This is a genomic window from Alteromonas sp. ABV4_150, assembly GCF_056311745.1.
Genome location: NZ_CM149971.1, coordinates 163,913 through 180,235 on the forward strand (window position 1 = coordinate 163,913; position 16,323 = coordinate 180,235).

Sequence of the window (16,323 nt, forward strand, 5' to 3'; positions counted from 1 at the left end):
ATTATCGTTGTTATAGTGCCGGAACCGGCAACCCTTTTTGTTCATAAAATTCTTGTACAAACTCGTCAAGCGTACCCGCGTCAATCGCATCGCGAAGACCCTGCATCACACGCTGATAATAACGAAGGTTATGGATGGTGTTTAAGCGCGCACCCAAGATTTCGTTGCATTTGTCCAAATGATGTAAATATGAGCGAGAATAGTTTTTACAAGTGTAGCAATCGCAATTCTCATCTAATGGCGAGGTGTCGTTTCGGTGTTTCGCGTTGCGAATTTTAATAACGCCTTCTGTCACGAATAAGTGACCGTTCCGCGCATTACGCGTAGGCATTACACAGTCGAACATATCGATACCGCGACGCACAGACTCAACCAAATCTTCTGGTTTACCAACGCCCATTAGATAGCGAGGCTTATCCTCTGGAATTTTAGGCGCAGTGTGGTCGATGATGCGGATCATATCTTCTTTTGGCTCGCCTACAGAAAGACCGCCAATGGCATAGCCATCAAAGCCAATCGCTTCAAGACCAGCAAGTGACACGTCGCGCAGCCCTTCGTACATACCGCCTTGGATAATACCAAACAGTGCTGCGGGGTTATCGCCGTGAGCTTCTTTACTGCGCTTCGCCCAGCGCAACGACATTTCCATTGAAACCCGCGCTTCTTGTTCAGTAGCAGGGTACGGCGTGCACTCGTCAAAAATCATTACGATGTCAGAACCCAAATCACGCTGAACTTCCATCGACTTTTCAGGCGTAAGCAAAATCTTTTCGCCATTAATTGGCGAGCGGAACGTTACGCCTTCTTCAGTGATTTTACGCAAGTCACCCAAACTAAATACCTGGAAGCCGCCCGAGTCAGTAAGGATCGGCTTGTCCCAATTCATAAAGTCGTGCAGATCGCCGTGCTGGCGGATAATGCCAGTACCAGGGCGTAACATTAGGTGAAAGGTATTTCCAAGACAGATGTGTGCACCGCTGTCTTTTAATTCTTCAGGGGTCATTCCCTTAACAGTACCGTAAGTACCTACTGGCATGAACGCTGGGGTTTCAACAACACCGCGTTCAAACACCAAACGACCGCGTCGTGCTCGGCCTTCGGTTTTTAACAACTCAAATTGCATGTGAAAGCATTCCCACTTTGGTGCGCTTTTGCGCTGGGTATAAAAATAAATTGGCGGCGATTATACCAGTAATTTGGCTGAGATCATGCCCCGTATCTATGTTTATCTGTAACTAAGATGGAAAGGCATGCAAAATACCGATTTACATGCCTTGTATCGTGGTCAAATATGTTTAGGCGCGCTCAATAAACATTGAATCACCGTAGCTAAAGAATCGATATTCTTTCTCTATCGCTTCTTGGTAGGCATTCATTACGTTGTCTTTACCGGCAAACGCGCTAATTAACATCATTAGCGTGGACTCTGGAAGGTGAAAATTGGTGAACATTGCGTCTACCACTTTAAACTCAAAACCAGGGTAGATAAAAATCTCAGTATCTTCGTTAAATGGCGCAATAACTTCCTCGTCACCGCGCTCTGCACTTGCCTTTGCCGCTGACTCCAAAGAGCGTACAGAGGTTGTACCCACTGCAATAACGCGTTTACCGTTGGCCTTTGTGGTTAGAACAGCGTCAACAACGTCTTGTGGTACTTCGGCGAACTCTGCATGCATCTTGTGCTCTTGAATATTATCAACGCGCACAGGCTGGAACGTACCCGCGCCAACGTGCAGGGTCACAAAAGCCAAGTTCACCCCCTTCTCTTTTAATGCTTCTAAAATAGCGTCGTCAAAATGAAGTCCTGCGGTTGGTGCTGCAACAGCGCCTGGTTTTTGGTTATAAACAGTTTGATAGCGTTCTTTGTCTGAGTTTTCATCTGGACGGTCTATATAAGGAGGTAACGGCATGTGGCCGTGATTTTCCAACAGCGTTAGTACGGTTTCATCGTGATCAAACTGCAAAATAAATAGCGCATCGTCTCGCCCTGTAACCGTCACATTCACTTTTTCTTCAAGAATAAGCTTGGTTCCGGGTTTAGGTGCCTTGCTCGCGCGAACATGTGCCAGCGCAGTATTGTCTGACGTAATACGCTCAATCAGCACTTCTACTTGTCCGCCAGTCTCTTTTTTACCAAGTAAACGCGCAGGAATAACCCGCGTATTGTTGAACACCAAGAGGTCACCTGGCTCTACAAATTTCAGCATGTCAGCGAACATCGTGTGCGCTACATTGCCAGTCTTCCCATCTAAATGTAACAAGCGACTCGCTGTACGTTGCTGAGTTGGGTATTTGGCGATAAGTTTTTCGGGCAGCTCGAAGCTAAAATCTGATAGTTTCATAAATACGACTAAATTACGGCATAAAAGTTAGACAAAAGTGGAATGTTAAGTGTTATTTAAGTTGCAACTAAAGGCTAATAAAAATAGATTCACAAATTAAGCTAAAGTCAAAATAAAAACAAAAAATATTGATTATCAACAAATTAAAAATTAACGTATATTATAAAATAACTTTATATTGAACAATATACGTACAATTCAATTTATTAAATAGCACTTAACTCCTTAAACGGTTAAGATACCTGCAGATAGTGATGATGTTCTCCCATAAACATTCCTTATCATTCGTACCCAGCACTTGCTGGGTATTTTTTTATCTGCTTGTTTTCCCTGCCTGCCTTCACTCATCGCAACGTTATTGCAAATCTTCGATTCCTCTGCGCGACAGGTAAGTTGAATATCGATATCTTATAAACGGCAGTATTTTACGCTGTTTATTGCTGAAGATCAGTTAAGATTTCCTCTAAAAGCGCCGCATCTAATGGACGCGCCTTCAACACGTACAAAATCTGCAGAAGTAAATCGGCGCCCATAATACCTTTATTTACCTTATTTCTAAGGTTATCTGCGCTTTGCTCCACACCAATCTCTTCCAACCTTTGGCTTAGCGCTTGATATTTTACGCCGCGCACAGACATTTCAGATTTCACGACTCTTGCAACCGTTTGTCGCCATGCATTCTTTGCACTCTGCGTATTTCCTGTGTTCACACAGCCTCCAAAAACCACACAAATGTGATATATATTTTACAAAAACACACTTTTTTACACTTATAGCATGTATTTAATGTTGACGATTATGGCACAACAGGTCTACACTGCAAGTCAAGATATTGGCGAAGACGAAAATAGTCGTTACAGTAACTGCGGTTGTTCTTTTAGTAATGCTAGGTTTTAAGTTTTGTGTTTCAACACAGTTTTAAGCAAAGCAATGCGTTGTAAGACACCACATATACGACATTCGTTTTCAACATTATCGCTTTAATAACTAAAGGAGAAAGGTATGAGCTGGGAACTGGAAAGCATCGAAGCCTTATTTAAAGAGCACGATGACTTTGTGGTAACACATGAGGAGAACTGCTTACTTATTGCTAATCAAGACGGCATTGATGCATGGCTTGCAATTAGCGGTGAGCAAATTTTGGTAGAAAGTCTCTTGTTCGCCGCATCGGAAGTAAAAGATAAGCCTGCGCTTGACCATGAAATACTGTCTACTCACATGGTGTTTCCTCTTACCACGGTAGGCATTTCGAATATTGGTGGCGAAGAGTATTACACTGCCTTTGGTGCACTAAGTGCCCAGTCGAAAGCCGAAAGTATTGTTATTGAAGTGGAAACCCTGTTTCAAAATGTTGCATCTTTCTTAGATGCCTACGAAACACACCTTAACTAAAATTTACTTCTTAAGGAGAAGCGAATGTCAGTGTGGAAAAAACTAATTACTGCAGTAAAAGGTGGTGCTACCGAAGCTGCGCAGTCTGTTGCAGACAGTCAGGCGATTCGAATTTTGGAACAAGAAATCAGAGAAGCCAAAGAAGAACTACGTAAGTCTGACCATGCACGAACGCAGATTTTGGCGAAATGTAAACTTTCTCAACAAAAAGTAGATAGCTTTAACTCGTCAATAGCCGAGTACGAAGAGCATGCGCGTAAAGCGATAGATAATGATCGTCAGCTTGCTCTTGACTGTGCCCAGAAAGTATCAGAGTTGAAAGAAGAACGTGAGCAAGAACAAGCCTACCTTGATCAGTTCAAACAGTCTGAAAAGCAGTTGGCTAATAATATTCAGCAAGCTAAAGCGAATTTGCGTCGCTTGGAGCAGCAAGTGGATATGGTCAAAGCTACTGAAAGTGTTCAAAAAGCGCAGGTTGCAGTATCTTCACGCCACATGGGCGCGAACAGCAAAATGAAGACAGCGACTGAGTCTTTGTCTCGAATTCAGGATAAGCAAAAGATGCGCAACGCGGAACTTCAAGCAGCCGAGGAACTAGCTAGCGAGGAGTCGAGCAGCGACCTAGAAAAACGCCTAGCCGAAGCGGGCATCAAAGGGGGTAAAACCTCGGCCGATGACGAGCTAGCGCGAATTTTAGGCAAATAAGTTAGAAAAATGGGAGCTACGCGCTCCCATTTTTAATTCTTGTTACAATAATTTCCTGGGTAAATTACCGTTAAGTAAAGCGCTAACCTAGACAAATCAAGTACTTCAAGGCAGAGTAAGGGCACGCATAACAAGGGCTGTTTCTTTTATGTCTCCATGGATAAAACTGCGAAAAATCATGCTGCAATATTTTGCAGAATCACGCTGGTACACTATTGTCGGTGCGACCGCGTTTTACGCAGTAACAAGCTATTGGCTACTTTACGCTGCAGACGAGCACGATTTAATTGCCAACGCCGATTTTATTTACTGGCTTGCGGTCACCGCCTCTACAGTGGGCTATGGTGATTTATCTCCCGTCACGCCAGCGGGGAAACTGGTTGTAGCGCTTTACGTCATACCGCTTGGTTTGAGTATCTTCGCCATGGTAATTGGCCGAATTGCAGCTTGGGTTTCTTTAACGTGGAAGAAAGGATTATTGGGTATGAATAGCTTGATGCTTAATGAACATATCTTGGTGATTGGGTGGAATGAGCAGCGCACTATGATGCTGCTTGACTTGATTCTTCAAGAACGAGATGCAATGTCTGAACGCCCTGACATTGTACTTTGCGTAAAAGCTGATATTACCAACCCGATGCCCGGCGTCATTGAATTTGTAAAAGTCGATTCGTTCAACAAAGACGAAGACATGGACCGCGCTTGTGTAAACTCTGCCAAAACTATTGTTATCGATAACCCGCAAGATGATGTCACCATGACTACTGCGCTATATTGTACTAAGCGCAACCCCGATGCACATCAGGTGGCCTATTTCGACGATGACAGCTTAGTTAATTTGCTTCAGGACCACTGCCCTAAAGTGGAATGCACACCCAGTGTTGCAATAGAAATGCTGGTTAAAGCTGCATTCGATCCTGGTTCAAGTATGCTCCATCACGATTTGCTAAGTATTGATGAAGGGCAAGCACAATTTTCAGTAAAAATACCGCAAAGTTGCCAAGCGATTTCCGTTGCCAAGTTATTTATCAATTTAAAGCGTAAACACGACGCGATCTTTATCGGTTATGCCCCCAATGGCCTTGTGAAAGAAATGGTGGTGAACCCGCCGTTAGACGCTACGTTAAACCCAGGTGATACCTTGTTTTACATCGCTGAGCGACGCATTAATTCAATAAACTGGTCTTCACTGGACGCTGATTAAGAGGCGTAAATATGTTTAGTAAACTATTTAAAAAATCAGAACCTAATAAACCTAAGTCCCCGGAAATAATGGGGCTGTATTTAGGTGGTTCTTTCGAGTTAGATAACTTGAAACTTTCGCTATTAGAACCGGAGCTCACTATTGAAGGTGCAGCCCGTTCTCAGCTTATCCAAGCGGTAGGCGAAGCGCCTTTAGATACAGGTGGCACCCTACTTCGCTTTTACACCGACGATGATGGATTTTTACAGGTAGTCACCGACGGCGGCTTGTCTGAGAATCACATTACCGATGTTAAGCTGTGGCACTTTTATGAAACGAAAACCATTGGTAATACTGCTCAGTGGAACGAATGCTTGAAAAACGTTATCAGCCAGCCCACCTATGAGCTTGACGGTAAGGTCTATACCCGCGTATGGGGGGCTGTGGGCGACGAATCGCCGCCTGTTGCGGTTACCGAAACAACCTACGAAGAAGACGGTGATGTCAGTAAAACAGATCAGTTTATGATGTTATACGAACGCCCTATCAGTAACGATAGAGTTGAGACCTTGCTTGTTGTTGGTGAAGAAAAACAAGTGGGTAACAATTTAGACAGATGCTTAGTGATTTCTACAGGCTTCGATGTTGAGCCTGCAGATATTACGATAAACGGTTAATAAAAAGGAATAACTATGGATACCATTATGCACTCTTTGGCCGGCCTGGATAACTTTGCGCTGTACTTCGGCCTATCGATTGTTTTCTTGTTTATCTTCAAATTGGTGTACGCCTTGGTTACACCTCATGATGAATGGAAGCTGGTAAAAGAAGAAAAAAATGTAGCTGCAGCTATTGGATTTGGTGGCGCTATAATCGGTTTTGCTATTGCCCTGGGCAGCGCAGCTTCAAACTCTGTTGCTGTAGTAGATTTTGCTATTTGGGCGCTTGTTGCGGTTGTTGCTCAGTCTCTAGCGTTTGCTATTTTACGATTCAGCTTTATGCCGAAAATCGCTGAGCGCATAAACAATAATGAAGTCTCTGCAGGTGTTATGCTTGCCAGCATGTCTATTGCCGTAGGCTTACTCAATGCCGCTTGCATGACCTATTAAGGGGGCAGCGATGACTGATAAAAGTAACCTAGAACGTCAAAGTATTGATAACCAGCAAAGTGAGCGAACTGTTATGAAGCGCACTAAGCACATCAACCTTGACAGCATGCGCAAAGGTTTTAACGTTAAGCCTTTAGCATTGGGGGTGGCCAGCGTTATTTTGAGTGGTTGTGGCGGTGAAAAAGAAGACGCCACCATTTACACCTCGCTAGAAGACTGTAAACAGGATTTTCCTGATGCTGTAGAACGCTGCGAAGCTGCCTACCAGACAGCGGTCGACGAGGCCATGCGCACCAGTCCGCGCTTTAGTTCTGAATATGACTGTGAGCACGAGTTTGGCCCTAATCAGTGCCAATACGTAAACAACAGCAGCGGCAGCTTTTTCATGCCGTTCATGGCAGGCTACATGGTGAGCTCTCTGCTATCGCCAAATCGCTATTACTCACAGCCCTTATATACTTCCTATTCATATAATTCACCGTTTCGTTCACGCTGGATAACGGCAGACGGCTATGTGTTCGATGGCGATATTCGAAAAAGAAAGTACCGTGTAAATAAAAGTGTTTACAAACCAAAACCAACGGTTAATCGCACTATGAAACGTGGCGGCTTTGGCAGCAGTGTGCGCGCTAAATCATCTTGGGGTAGCAGCAGTCGTAAAGGCGGCTGGGGCGGATAACTATGTTTAGAATGCCTAGCCAGCCTCGAAAGGGCTGGCAGCAGTTGGCTAACGAGTTTGGTTTTCATTTCCACACCATGTATGGCGAACCGTATTGGGATGAAAGTGCCTACTACCAATTCACGCTAGCGCAAATTGAAAACGACATTGAAGACCCCACAGCCGAACTACATCAAATGTGCTTGGCAGTGACCGAAGATGTGGTTAATAGTGAGGAATTACTTACTCGCTTTTGCATCCCCGAGCAGCATTGGGATTTAGTGCGCAATAGCTGGAACGAAAGAGCCCCAAGTTTGTACTCTCGCCTTGACCTTGTTTACAGCGGTAAAGGGCCGGCAAAACTTCTTGAGAATAATGCAGATACGCCCACCAGCCTGTATGAATCTGGGTTTTGGCAATGGTTGTGGCTTTCTCAAAATGTTGATGCTGGTAAACTTGCTCTGCATGCCGATCAGTTTAACAGCTTGCAAGAAAAGTTAGTCCATCGCTTTCGTGAAATTGCGCTGCACTACAATATAAATCAACTGCATATGGCGTGCTGTAAAGATACCGTAGAAGACCGCGGAACCGTGCAATACCTTCAAGACTGCGCCAAAGAAGCTGGGCTTATGGCTGACTTTGTGTTTATCGAAGATATTGGGCTAGCTGACACTGGCGTTTTTACTGATCTTCAAGATACCCCTATTACTGATTGTTTTAAGCTTTACCCTTGGGAATTTATGCTGCGCGAAGAGTTTGGCGATGTGTTAGGAGACGCCCAAGTTAATTGGTTGGAGCCCGCGTGGAAATCAATTATTTCAAATAAAGCGCTGCTTCCCCAGCTTTGGAAAAAGTTTGAAGGTCACCCCAACCTACTTCCCGCTTATTTTTCAGATGAAACAAATACAAAGAGTCTGTCTGGTAAATGGATTAAAAAGCCCCTCTTTTCTCGAGAGGGAGCCAACGTATCAATTATCGAAAGTGGCGTTGAGAGCGTTTTGAGTGATGGCCCTTACGGTGAAGAAGGTTTTATTGTTCAAGCTTTTGAACCATTGCCTGTTTTTGAAGGTAATCATACGCTTATAGGTAGTTGGTTAGTAGATGACATGCCAGCGGGTATTTCGGTTAGAGAAGATGCCTCAGCGATAACTCAAGATCTTTCTCGCTACCTTCCCCATATTATTTTGTAATTTATTTAAGGGGCCTTTCTATGAAGCCGCTTTCATTTCAAATTCGCGTACTGCTAACGTTGGGCGCACTTTTAATCGTAATAGAAATAGCAAATCTACTTACTGGCAATGCACTTAATCAGTTTGGAGTGGTGCCCCGCACCCTATCAACTCTGCCTTATATTTTTACTGCACCTTTTCTTCATGGAACGCCGACTCACTTGATGGCCAACCTAGTGCCTCTTTTGCTGTTTATGTGGCTTACCATGCAATGGGGAAAACGTACGTTTCTCATCGCAACGCTAAGTGCACTGCTTATAGGTGGCTTAGGCGTATGGCTGTTTGGCAGAAGCGCTACGCATATTGGCGCGAGCGGCATGGTATATGGCTACTTCGGCTTCCTTGTGCTGGCAGGTTTTAGAAGTAACAAAGTGCGGTATTTGCTTATTTCACTAGTAGTTGCAGCGCTATACGGAGGGATGCTGGTTGGTGTGCTTCCCACATCAAAATTTATTTCCTTTGAATATCATCTGTTTGGCTTTATTGGCGGCTTATTTGCCGCATGGCACTGGGCACGCTAATTAGTTTACGTATAATTAGCCTCAAGATAAGACGTTGTAATTAGATATGTCAGCAGTACAAGAACCTACACAAAAAAACCAAGGCTTTTTCGGCAACCTCGCGTTTAACATTGTTATTCCCGTGGTGTTAATGAGTTATGCGAGTTCAGAAGATTACCTAGGGCCGGCTTGGAGTATCGTAGCCGCACTTAGCTTCCCCATTGGCTATGGTTTATGGGACCTGAAAGAATCAGGAAAGGTAAATGGTTTTTCTGTTCTTGGGATTATCAGCGTGTTACTTACCGGTGGGTTTAGCTTGCTTAAACTGCCAGCAGAGTATATTGCGATTAAAGAAGCGGCCATTCCGGGCATTATCGGTATAGCGGTGTTAGTGACCCAATACACTAATAAACCCCTGGTCAAAATGCTTATTCTTAACGACCAGATCATAAACTGGCCTCACCTCAATCAGGTGTTGGATGCCAAGGGAAAGCAGCCAGAATTTAAAAAGAAGGTTGCGGTAAGCTCTTACATTGTCGCGAGTTCATTTTTCCTCTCTTCTGCACTTAACTACATTTTGGCAAAGATGATTTTGGTCAGTGAGCCGGGCACGACGGCATATACTGAAGAGTTAGGCCGAATGACTGCGCTTAGCTACCCAGTCATTGTGATCCCAAGCATGATTTTACTTATTGCAGCGCTCTGGTATTTATTTGCTCAAATCAAAAAAATTACTGGCGAAGAACTCGATAACTTTATTAATCAGTAAAAAGAAAATCATAAGGGGCTTAACGCCCCGCCCTACGACTAAGGCTGCTACCTACCTGGTATCCTAAGCCTCCTCAGCAATACCCTAAAACGCACAAGAATATTAGCCCACCAAATTTCCACACCGCTTTTAACCAAAAAGCGTGGGTATTACGTATACTTTCAATGGTAAAATAAACCGTTCTATCAGAGCATGCTAGCGCCAATATAAAGCGCGCAAAGCACCTTTAGCAGTAAGCCATCAGCACTGCGTATTGCGTGCATTCTCGCTTCCTTATGTTTACACCAAAACGGTTAACTACAAAACGGCGAATTATGCTGACAATAAAAGACTTAAAGAAATCTTTTTCACAGACAGGGGCTCCGCTCATCAACAACCTTGACCTTGCTGTAAAGACAGGTGAATCGGTGAGTGTTCAGGGTGCTTCAGGCTGCGGTAAATCTACCTTGCTTTCGCTTATTGCAGGGTTTGAGACACCCGACGGAGGAGATATTTCGGTAAATGGATTGTCGATTGCTGGCAATAGCAAACTCGATAACACATTTAAAGCGAAGGATATCGATAATTTTCGCAAACAGCATTTAGGTATTGTGTTTCAAAGCTTCAATCTATTCGACTGCTTTAATGCGTGGGACAACATTGCCTTTACTGCAAGGCTAAAAGGTAATGTAGATAACGACTACCAACTAGCGTTAATGGAGCAGCTTGGGATATTACCTTTAGCGCAAAAGCCGCTAAGTCAGTTATCTGGCGGTGAACAGCAGCGCTGTGCCATTGCTAGAGCACTTGTACATCGCCCCTCGCTTATTTTGGCCGACGAACCCACTGGCAATTTAGACGAGACCACCAGCGAAACCGTGTCTGACTTACTCTTTAAAACCTGTAAAGAGGCCAACACTTCTCTTGTTGTGGTGACTCATAGCCAAGACGTCGCGGTAAAAGCGGATTGTGTTTTGCGGCTTCATAAAGGCATATTGGAAGAGGCAAAGCCTGAGCGTATGAATAGCGCCCCTGTTTCACCGCATATTTCGGCAAACGAGCTCTAAGGCGGTGATGTTTAACCATATGGGTATTCTTAAAATTAAACCCAATAATAGAGAGAAAGCGCCTTGCCACGCACTTTATTGCTAAGCCTCTCTAGCCTTCTCGCAATGGCAAGACATAGACCGTGGGAACCCTTGATGATCATGGCCGCAATAGTTTTGGCCAATGCTGGGCTTGTTAGCGTTTTACTGATAAACGAAGGTGCTACACAGGGTGAACTGTTGCAGTCGAATCAAGGCCTTTTTCCTGGCAGGGTCATCACCCCGGTCGGCAGCGGAGCACAGCTTGAACAAGGTAAACACTCGCAAGACAGCGTTAAAGATGAGCAGGCCACACATCAGCGCTTTACTTATAAAGGCTTTACAAAGGAAGACTATGCCACCCTTCGCAGGCATGGCTTTACCCAGCTTATAGCTATATCTGAACGCAGTATTACCCTTTCATGCAGTGATGAGGGAAGCAACACCAATTACCCTCAAGTTGCTTGGCGTTGATATTCAGCCTTTTCTAGGAAGCACATTCCGAGCTGCTGATGAAAACGCTTCGCTCTCGTCTCTTTTTTTAGGAGCTGAAGAAAGTAAGCAAGCCTTTGCAGCACGGATATTGCGTGCTAATCCTCCAAATATCTTTTCCGTAAATGGGCTACTTCACCCTGTTACAAATACCAAACTCAGCTGTCACAATACGCTAAATGAGAACTATACAACGTCGACACCTCCCCCCTATTGGCCTGTGACGGTTAATGCTCATGTTAGTAGTCTTGTGCCGCAAGATACTATTTTGCTCTCTATTGACGCTTTTTATAGAGGAGGAATAAGCCCTTCTTATAGCAAAGATAGCAAAGACAATGCTCACGGCAAGGATAATGCACAGCCCGGGGCTGACGATATTCCAAAACAACATAAAAGTTTTGTGCCGCTTACGAGCTTAGTTGCTCTCTCGCCGCTTTTAGAAAAAGATCTTAAAACGATAGAAACATTACTTGGAATATCTGTTAAACAATCCAGTAATGACAATGATACCGGCTCGTTACCGGATAGCTTTAGATTGAACCTGTGGGCAATGAGCGCGCTTATGGGCGTGGTATCACTTTTTATAGTGTTGAACGCGCTAAACTTGATGTATCGCACACGTTTACCCAACGTAATTCGATTACGACAGCTAGGCATATCAAAACGCGTATTAGGTGGGGCACTCTTTGTTGAGCTGCTGATTTACTGCGTGATCAGTATTCCAATAGGCATGTTTATTGGTTTTCAAGCCGCATCGATGTTATCGCCGGTAATAAGTGGTACCTTCACATCTTTGTTTAACGCCGTATTTATTACCCCTGACGTCAACCTCCTTTTTATTTTTGGATTCGCTTTAATAACGACTTTTACATCCTTAGTCGTTTTCTCTTTAGCTTCTATCGTTAAGCTTTCAAATGCGTTAACTGTGCGCCCCACAAAAAAGAAAATGATGCAGCAAAGGACTGCAGGCCTTGTATCAGCAGCGGCCTTGGTTTTTCTATTTATTACTGAAGCCTTTGTTACCTCTGCGGCTTCTGCATTATTTTTTGTTGCATTATTACTACTTACAAGCTGCGGACTTGTGCTTCTGTGGCTACCCATCGTAGCAAAACTACTTAGCGCATTTGTGCCAAGACAATGGCCTGTATTTCATTACGTGATTGCTAATATGCACTTGTTGTCTAGCAAGACACGTCTTGCTGTTTGCGCATTTTTCATTGCCTTAACAGCAAATATCGGCATGAATACCATGACCGACAGCTTTAGAAGTGCAACGGAGCAATGGTTAAATCAAAGGCTTTACGCGCCTTTCTACCTTTATACCGACGCGCCACTTAGCAATATAGAATCACTATCGGACAATTCACTATCACCATTGGCCGTAACGCCTTTGCTAAAAGCTGACGGTGATGTGTTACGTTTAAATGGCACAGTAGAAGTAAGCAAAGTAAATGCCCTCCCGCCTACTTACATTTCTATTAGTAGCTACCCAGTTCACCAAAGTGGTCAAGAGGGTCTGGTCCTCGATAGTGTAATAAAAAACGACCTTAGTGCAGCTTGGCGGGCGTTCGAAGAAGGGAAAGGGGTATTTATTAATCAGCAACTCGCCTTCGCGCTTAATGCTGAATTAGGTGACACGCTAAATATAGCTGATATAAGGTTTCGCAAAGCTATAAATGGAAGTAGTTCAAACGTTACCCAATCTACAAACTTAACAACCGATCAAGCTGACGGGACGAAAGCCAGTTCTGCCAACGACTCGCCAAGCTGGTCTTCAAATACAAGTATTTTCTCAACACGGCCTGAATGGAAAGTGCTTGGTATATACCCTGACTATGGCAACTTAAATGGGCAAGTTTTAGCGCCACTCCCTTTATTCAACCAACAAAACATTGTAGTAAGAAATAACCTATTTTCCGGCGTGTTGGCTATATACCCTAAGCCAAACGTCTACCGAAAGGTGACAGCGATTAGCGACGTTCCCTTCACAAAAGATGAACTGGAACAACAGCTAAAAGCTCACCTTGGAGATGAAGCCAACATAACCCTCTATAGCAGGCAAGCGCTTTTAAATACCTCCATGGATACGTTTGACCGCACTTTTGTTTTGACCGACGGCCTGAATATTACAACCTTGCTCGTTGCAGGCATTGCCTTCGCGGTGTCTTTAACCGTTTTGACTATAGGCAGCTCAGCGCAACTGTCTGTACTAAGAGCACTGGGAGTTAGCCAGCTTAAAGTTAAGGCATCGCTATTTATGCAGTACCTGTTACTTTGTTTTGTTTCAGCATTGCTCGCTATTCCATTTGGCATCTACTTAGCTTACGTCTTTATAAATTTAGTCAATCGATACGCGTTTAACTGGGTATACCCTCTTTCAATTAAAGTAGACGTCATTCTTTCTAGTGTGAGCCTTTCTCTGCTTATCGTATCACTGGTGCTTTTATTACCTCTAGGGAAACTCAAACCCAAAATCGACTTAAGGCAGGAAGTCCAGCTATGACGCATACATTAAATCGCACCAGCCACTATTCTCGTTGGCCTTTCAGCAAGTTTAGCTGTTTATTGCTTTTTCTCACTTGCTCATTCTTGTCTGCCTGCAATGACAGTTCAAAGATAAACGAGCAAAGCAAGAGTAGTGAGTCCTCAAAAGCTTCTTCACCTCGTGGTTTCTTTGGCGAGATGCAATCGAGCAACGCCTTTACTTCAGTAGAAAGAAACACGTATGTTGAGCTTCCTGAAGATCATAAAAGCCATTCCGACTTTCAATTAGAATGGTGGTACTTAACCTTTGTATTAAGTGGCGAGAACGGTCAGGAATTCGGCTTGCAATATACGCTTTTTCGATTCAATACCGATACGGCCGCCAATATGAGTACTGATAAATCAGCCACGCGAAACTGGACTAACGGACAGCAATGGATGGGGCACGCCTCACTGCACACCCTAGAGCATCATTATTTTGAAGAGCGGTTTGCGAGCGGTGGCGTAGGTAACGCATACGTAAAACAAAGCCCCTTCACTACGGTCATAGATGATTGGGTTTGGAAGGCAGCACAACCAATGTCGGAAGCCGCAGTCAAAGTAGAAAGCAAAGCTATGTTTCCCTCCACGTTAACCTTTGCTTTTGGTAAACACCATACGCGCGATATAAATAAGCCGTCTAATGCAACCTCCAAACCTCCTGAAAGTGCGCTACCTAGAAACGATGAAGCTCAAAATGGTGCTGTAGATAGAGCTTCACCTGCAGATACACAGTTAAATAATGACGTAGTTCCAATTAATAAAGCCATTAATGTTGTGCTTAACTTAGACTCTTCGGGCCCTTTTATAAAACAGGGCGAAAATGGCTATAGCAAAAAGACGCAAGACGAACGGCTTCGCTCTTACTATTACAGCCAGCCATTCATCAATGCGAAGGGCACTTTAAACATAGAGGACAATAACATAAAAGTTGAAGGTAAAGGCTGGTTTGATCACGAGTGGACGAGCCACTTGGCCAACAGTGAGGCGCTGGGGTGGGACTGGTTCTCGCTGCATTTAAACGACGGAAGCAAACTCATGGCGTTTCGAATGCATGCGAATACTGACAGTGAAGAGAAAAGTAAAACTCAAAACGCGGAAGTATTCACAACGGCCAGCTTCATAACTAAAGATGGAATGAAAGAGACCATCAAGCAAGACAGCCTATCTATTACGCCAACAGGCTATGAGCCAATTCAAGTAGAAAGCAAAGTAGAAGGTGAACAAGGCAGCTCAGTCCGTTCCGTTCCCACAGCGTGGCGCATACAGTTACCGACAAAAAACATCGATATTTCCGTTAGCGCGTTTAAAGAAAACCAGTGGAATAACAGTTTATTTCCCTACTATGAGGGAAGAGTCGAAATAGAAGGCTCCCACTCAGGGAGCGGCTTCATGGAATTGACGGGATATTAATAAATAGACCAGTTTATCCGTTCACTTAGCGAAGTTAGCGCCGCCACGCCTAGCTGAGAGTTCCCCACACTGTTAAGAGCAGGAGAAAATACGCAAATAGTGAAACGACCAGGTACCACGGCAACAATACCACCGCCTACCCCACTTTTACCCGGCAGACCCACTTTAAACGCGAAGCTGCCCGCTTCATCATACATACCGCTGGTTGCCAAGAGCGCGTTCACCTGCTTAGTTTGATAAGGTGTTAACACCTGCTCATTTGCGCAGGTTGAGAAGCCCGCGTTAGCAAGGAAGCTTGTCGAACGCGCTAAGTCTTCACAACTCATTTCTAATGCGCAATTATGAAAGTAATTGCGAAGCACATCTTCCACGTCGTTTTCGAAATTGCCATAGGCTTTCATCAAATACGCCATTGCCGCGTTACGAGAACGGTGCTCGAACTCCGAATCGGCAACTTCTTTATTAACTATAATTTCCCCATTACAGCTTAACCGTCTTACAAAATCTCTCATGGCAATAAAAGGTGATGCAAAGCGCGATTGCACCATATCGCTGACCACCAGCGCACCTGCGTTAATAAAAGGGTTGCGCGGAATACCGTGTTCGTATTCTAACTGCACTAAGGAGTTAAACGGCAGCCCAGATGGCTCACACCCCACCCGCTCCCACATGGTTTCACCGTAGTGATTGATGGACAAAACCAAGTTAAAAACTTTTGAGATACTTTGTATAGAAAAGGGCACGCTAGCGTCACCAATAGACGTGATGTGCCCATTGATATCGCAAATAGAAATGCCAAACTGACGAGGGTTAACAGTGGCTAACGCCGGGATATAGTCCGCGACTTTACCCATGCCAAGCATAGGCTCGACTTCGTCATAAATATCCTGCAGTAACGATAGCATTTCGCTTTCCATTGTCTCGTTTGACCTCTTTTTTGCTAA

General features: G+C 44.3%; 17 protein-coding genes. 13 read left to right on the plus strand and 4 right to left on the minus strand.

Annotated features, from left to right (window positions below):
• Positions 1-10 precede the first annotated feature (10 nt).
• The 3 genes from tgt to ACYX4M_RS00785 all read right to left on the minus strand — a co-directional run bounded on the left by tgt (position 11) and on the right by ACYX4M_RS00785 (position 3,052).
• Positions 11-1,123, minus strand: coding sequence for a tRNA guanosine(34) transglycosylase Tgt (gene tgt / locus ACYX4M_RS00775; RefSeq protein ID WP_118493223.1), 1,113 nt, complete (start codon positions 1,121-1,123; stop codon positions 11-13).
• 172 nt (positions 1,124-1,295) lie between these two features.
• Complete coding sequence (queA, locus tag ACYX4M_RS00780; RefSeq protein ID WP_476081469.1) at positions 1,296-2,342, minus strand: tRNA preQ1(34) S-adenosylmethionine ribosyltransferase-isomerase QueA; 1,047 nt, start codon at positions 2,340-2,342, stop codon at positions 1,296-1,298.
• Between the two features lie 434 nt (positions 2,343-2,776).
• Complete coding sequence (locus ACYX4M_RS00785; protein ID WP_110289242.1) at positions 2,777-3,052, minus strand: DUF6471 domain-containing protein; 276 nt, start codon at positions 3,050-3,052, stop codon at positions 2,777-2,779.
• Positions 3,053-3,344: 292 nt separating this feature from the next.
• On the opposite strand from ACYX4M_RS00785, the gene ACYX4M_RS00790 reads away from it, so the two are divergent.
• From ACYX4M_RS00790 to ACYX4M_RS00850, 13 genes are all read left to right on the plus strand, one after another.
• The gene (locus ACYX4M_RS00790; RefSeq protein WP_118493217.1) at positions 3,345-3,734 is read left to right on the plus strand and encodes a DUF2170 family protein; all 390 of its coding nucleotides are present in this window, start codon (positions 3,345-3,347) and stop codon (positions 3,732-3,734) included.
• A gap of 24 nt (positions 3,735-3,758) precedes the next feature.
• On the plus strand, positions 3,759-4,439 hold the full coding sequence (locus ACYX4M_RS00795) for a PspA/IM30 family protein (protein WP_476081470.1): 681 nt from the start codon (positions 3,759-3,761) through the stop codon (positions 4,437-4,439).
• Between the two features lie 148 nt (positions 4,440-4,587).
• Positions 4,588-5,643, plus strand: coding sequence for a potassium channel family protein (locus ACYX4M_RS00800; RefSeq protein ID WP_476081471.1), 1,056 nt, complete (start codon positions 4,588-4,590; stop codon positions 5,641-5,643).
• Between the two features lie 11 nt (positions 5,644-5,654).
• Complete coding sequence (locus tag ACYX4M_RS00805) at positions 5,655-6,299, plus strand: YjfK family protein (protein ID WP_476081472.1); 645 nt, start codon at positions 5,655-5,657, stop codon at positions 6,297-6,299.
• Between the two features lie 15 nt (positions 6,300-6,314).
• Entirely contained in the window at positions 6,315-6,731 is a 417-nt protein-coding gene (locus ACYX4M_RS00810; protein WP_118493211.1) for a DUF350 domain-containing protein, read from the plus strand.
• Between the two features lie 10 nt (positions 6,732-6,741).
• Positions 6,742-7,410, plus strand: a complete 669-nt coding sequence (locus ACYX4M_RS00815) for a DUF1190 family protein (protein ID WP_476081473.1) — start codon at positions 6,742-6,744, stop codon at positions 7,408-7,410.
• A 2-nt stretch (positions 7,411-7,412) separates the two neighbouring features.
• Positions 7,413-8,579: a glutathionylspermidine synthase family protein gene (locus ACYX4M_RS00820; RefSeq protein WP_476081474.1), complete on the plus strand. Its 1,167-nt coding sequence runs from the start codon at positions 7,413-7,415 to the stop codon at positions 8,577-8,579.
• Positions 8,580-8,599: 20 nt separating this feature from the next.
• Positions 8,600-9,139 (plus strand): rhomboid family intramembrane serine protease, encoded by a 540-nt coding sequence (locus tag ACYX4M_RS00825; RefSeq protein ID WP_476081475.1) that lies wholly within the window; start codon positions 8,600-8,602, stop codon positions 9,137-9,139.
• A 46-nt stretch (positions 9,140-9,185) separates the two neighbouring features.
• The gene (locus ACYX4M_RS00830) at positions 9,186-9,887 is read left to right on the plus strand and encodes a VC0807 family protein (protein WP_179984079.1); all 702 of its coding nucleotides are present in this window, start codon (positions 9,186-9,188) and stop codon (positions 9,885-9,887) included.
• Positions 9,888-10,201: 314 nt separating this feature from the next.
• On the plus strand, positions 10,202-10,933 hold the full coding sequence (locus ACYX4M_RS00835; protein ID WP_476081476.1) for an ABC transporter ATP-binding protein: 732 nt from the start codon (positions 10,202-10,204) through the stop codon (positions 10,931-10,933).
• Between the two features lie 141 nt (positions 10,934-11,074).
• Complete coding sequence (locus ACYX4M_RS00840; protein WP_476081477.1) at positions 11,075-11,425, plus strand: hypothetical protein; 351 nt, start codon at positions 11,075-11,077, stop codon at positions 11,423-11,425.
• Entirely contained in the window at positions 11,382-13,946 is a 2,565-nt protein-coding gene (locus ACYX4M_RS00845) for an FtsX-like permease family protein (RefSeq protein ID WP_476081478.1), read from the plus strand. Before ACYX4M_RS00840 ends, ACYX4M_RS00845 begins: the two co-directional genes overlap by 44 nt.
• Entirely contained in the window at positions 13,943-15,379 is a 1,437-nt protein-coding gene (locus tag ACYX4M_RS00850) for a lipocalin-like domain-containing protein (RefSeq protein WP_476081479.1), read from the plus strand. The genes ACYX4M_RS00845 and ACYX4M_RS00850 overlap by 4 nt, the downstream gene beginning before the upstream one ends.
• Here the strand turns inward: ACYX4M_RS00850 and glsB are convergent.
• A complete protein-coding gene (gene glsB / locus ACYX4M_RS00855; protein WP_179984083.1) occupies positions 15,376-16,284 on the minus strand; it encodes a glutaminase B in 909 nt (302 codons plus the stop codon). The two genes, ACYX4M_RS00850 and glsB, sit on opposite strands and share 4 nt — an antisense overlap.
• Positions 16,285-16,323 lie beyond the last annotated feature (39 nt).

Coding starts and splice junctions, on each gene's coding strand:
- tgt (WP_118493223.1), bottom strand. CDS start 1,123: ATGCAATTTGAGTTGTTAAAAACCGAAGGCCGAGCACGACGCGGTCGT.
- ACYX4M_RS00840 (WP_476081477.1), top strand. CDS start 11,075: ATGGCCGCAATAGTTTTGGCCAATGCTGGGCTTGTTAGCGTTTTACTG.
- ACYX4M_RS00845 (WP_476081478.1), top strand. CDS start 11,382: ATGAGGGAAGCAACACCAATTACCCTCAAGTTGCTTGGCGTTGATATT.
- ACYX4M_RS00830 (WP_179984079.1), top strand. CDS start 9,186: ATGTCAGCAGTACAAGAACCTACACAAAAAAACCAAGGCTTTTTCGGC.
- ACYX4M_RS00850 (WP_476081479.1), top strand. CDS start 13,943: ATGACGCATACATTAAATCGCACCAGCCACTATTCTCGTTGGCCTTTC.
- queA (WP_476081469.1), bottom strand. CDS start 2,342: ATGAAACTATCAGATTTTAGCTTCGAGCTGCCCGAAAAACTTATCGCC.
- glsB (WP_179984083.1), bottom strand. CDS start 16,284: ATGCTATCGTTACTGCAGGATATTTATGACGAAGTCGAGCCTATGCTT.
- ACYX4M_RS00800 (WP_476081471.1), top strand. CDS start 4,588: ATGTCTCCATGGATAAAACTGCGAAAAATCATGCTGCAATATTTTGCA.
- ACYX4M_RS00815 (WP_476081473.1), top strand. CDS start 6,742: ATGACTGATAAAAGTAACCTAGAACGTCAAAGTATTGATAACCAGCAA.
- ACYX4M_RS00795 (WP_476081470.1), top strand. CDS start 3,759: ATGTCAGTGTGGAAAAAACTAATTACTGCAGTAAAAGGTGGTGCTACC.
- ACYX4M_RS00790 (WP_118493217.1), top strand. CDS start 3,345: ATGAGCTGGGAACTGGAAAGCATCGAAGCCTTATTTAAAGAGCACGAT.
- ACYX4M_RS00825 (WP_476081475.1), top strand. CDS start 8,600: ATGAAGCCGCTTTCATTTCAAATTCGCGTACTGCTAACGTTGGGCGCA.
- ACYX4M_RS00810 (WP_118493211.1), top strand. CDS start 6,315: ATGGATACCATTATGCACTCTTTGGCCGGCCTGGATAACTTTGCGCTG.
- ACYX4M_RS00805 (WP_476081472.1), top strand. CDS start 5,655: ATGTTTAGTAAACTATTTAAAAAATCAGAACCTAATAAACCTAAGTCC.
- ACYX4M_RS00820 (WP_476081474.1), top strand. CDS start 7,413: ATGTTTAGAATGCCTAGCCAGCCTCGAAAGGGCTGGCAGCAGTTGGCT.
- ACYX4M_RS00835 (WP_476081476.1), top strand. CDS start 10,202: ATGCTGACAATAAAAGACTTAAAGAAATCTTTTTCACAGACAGGGGCT.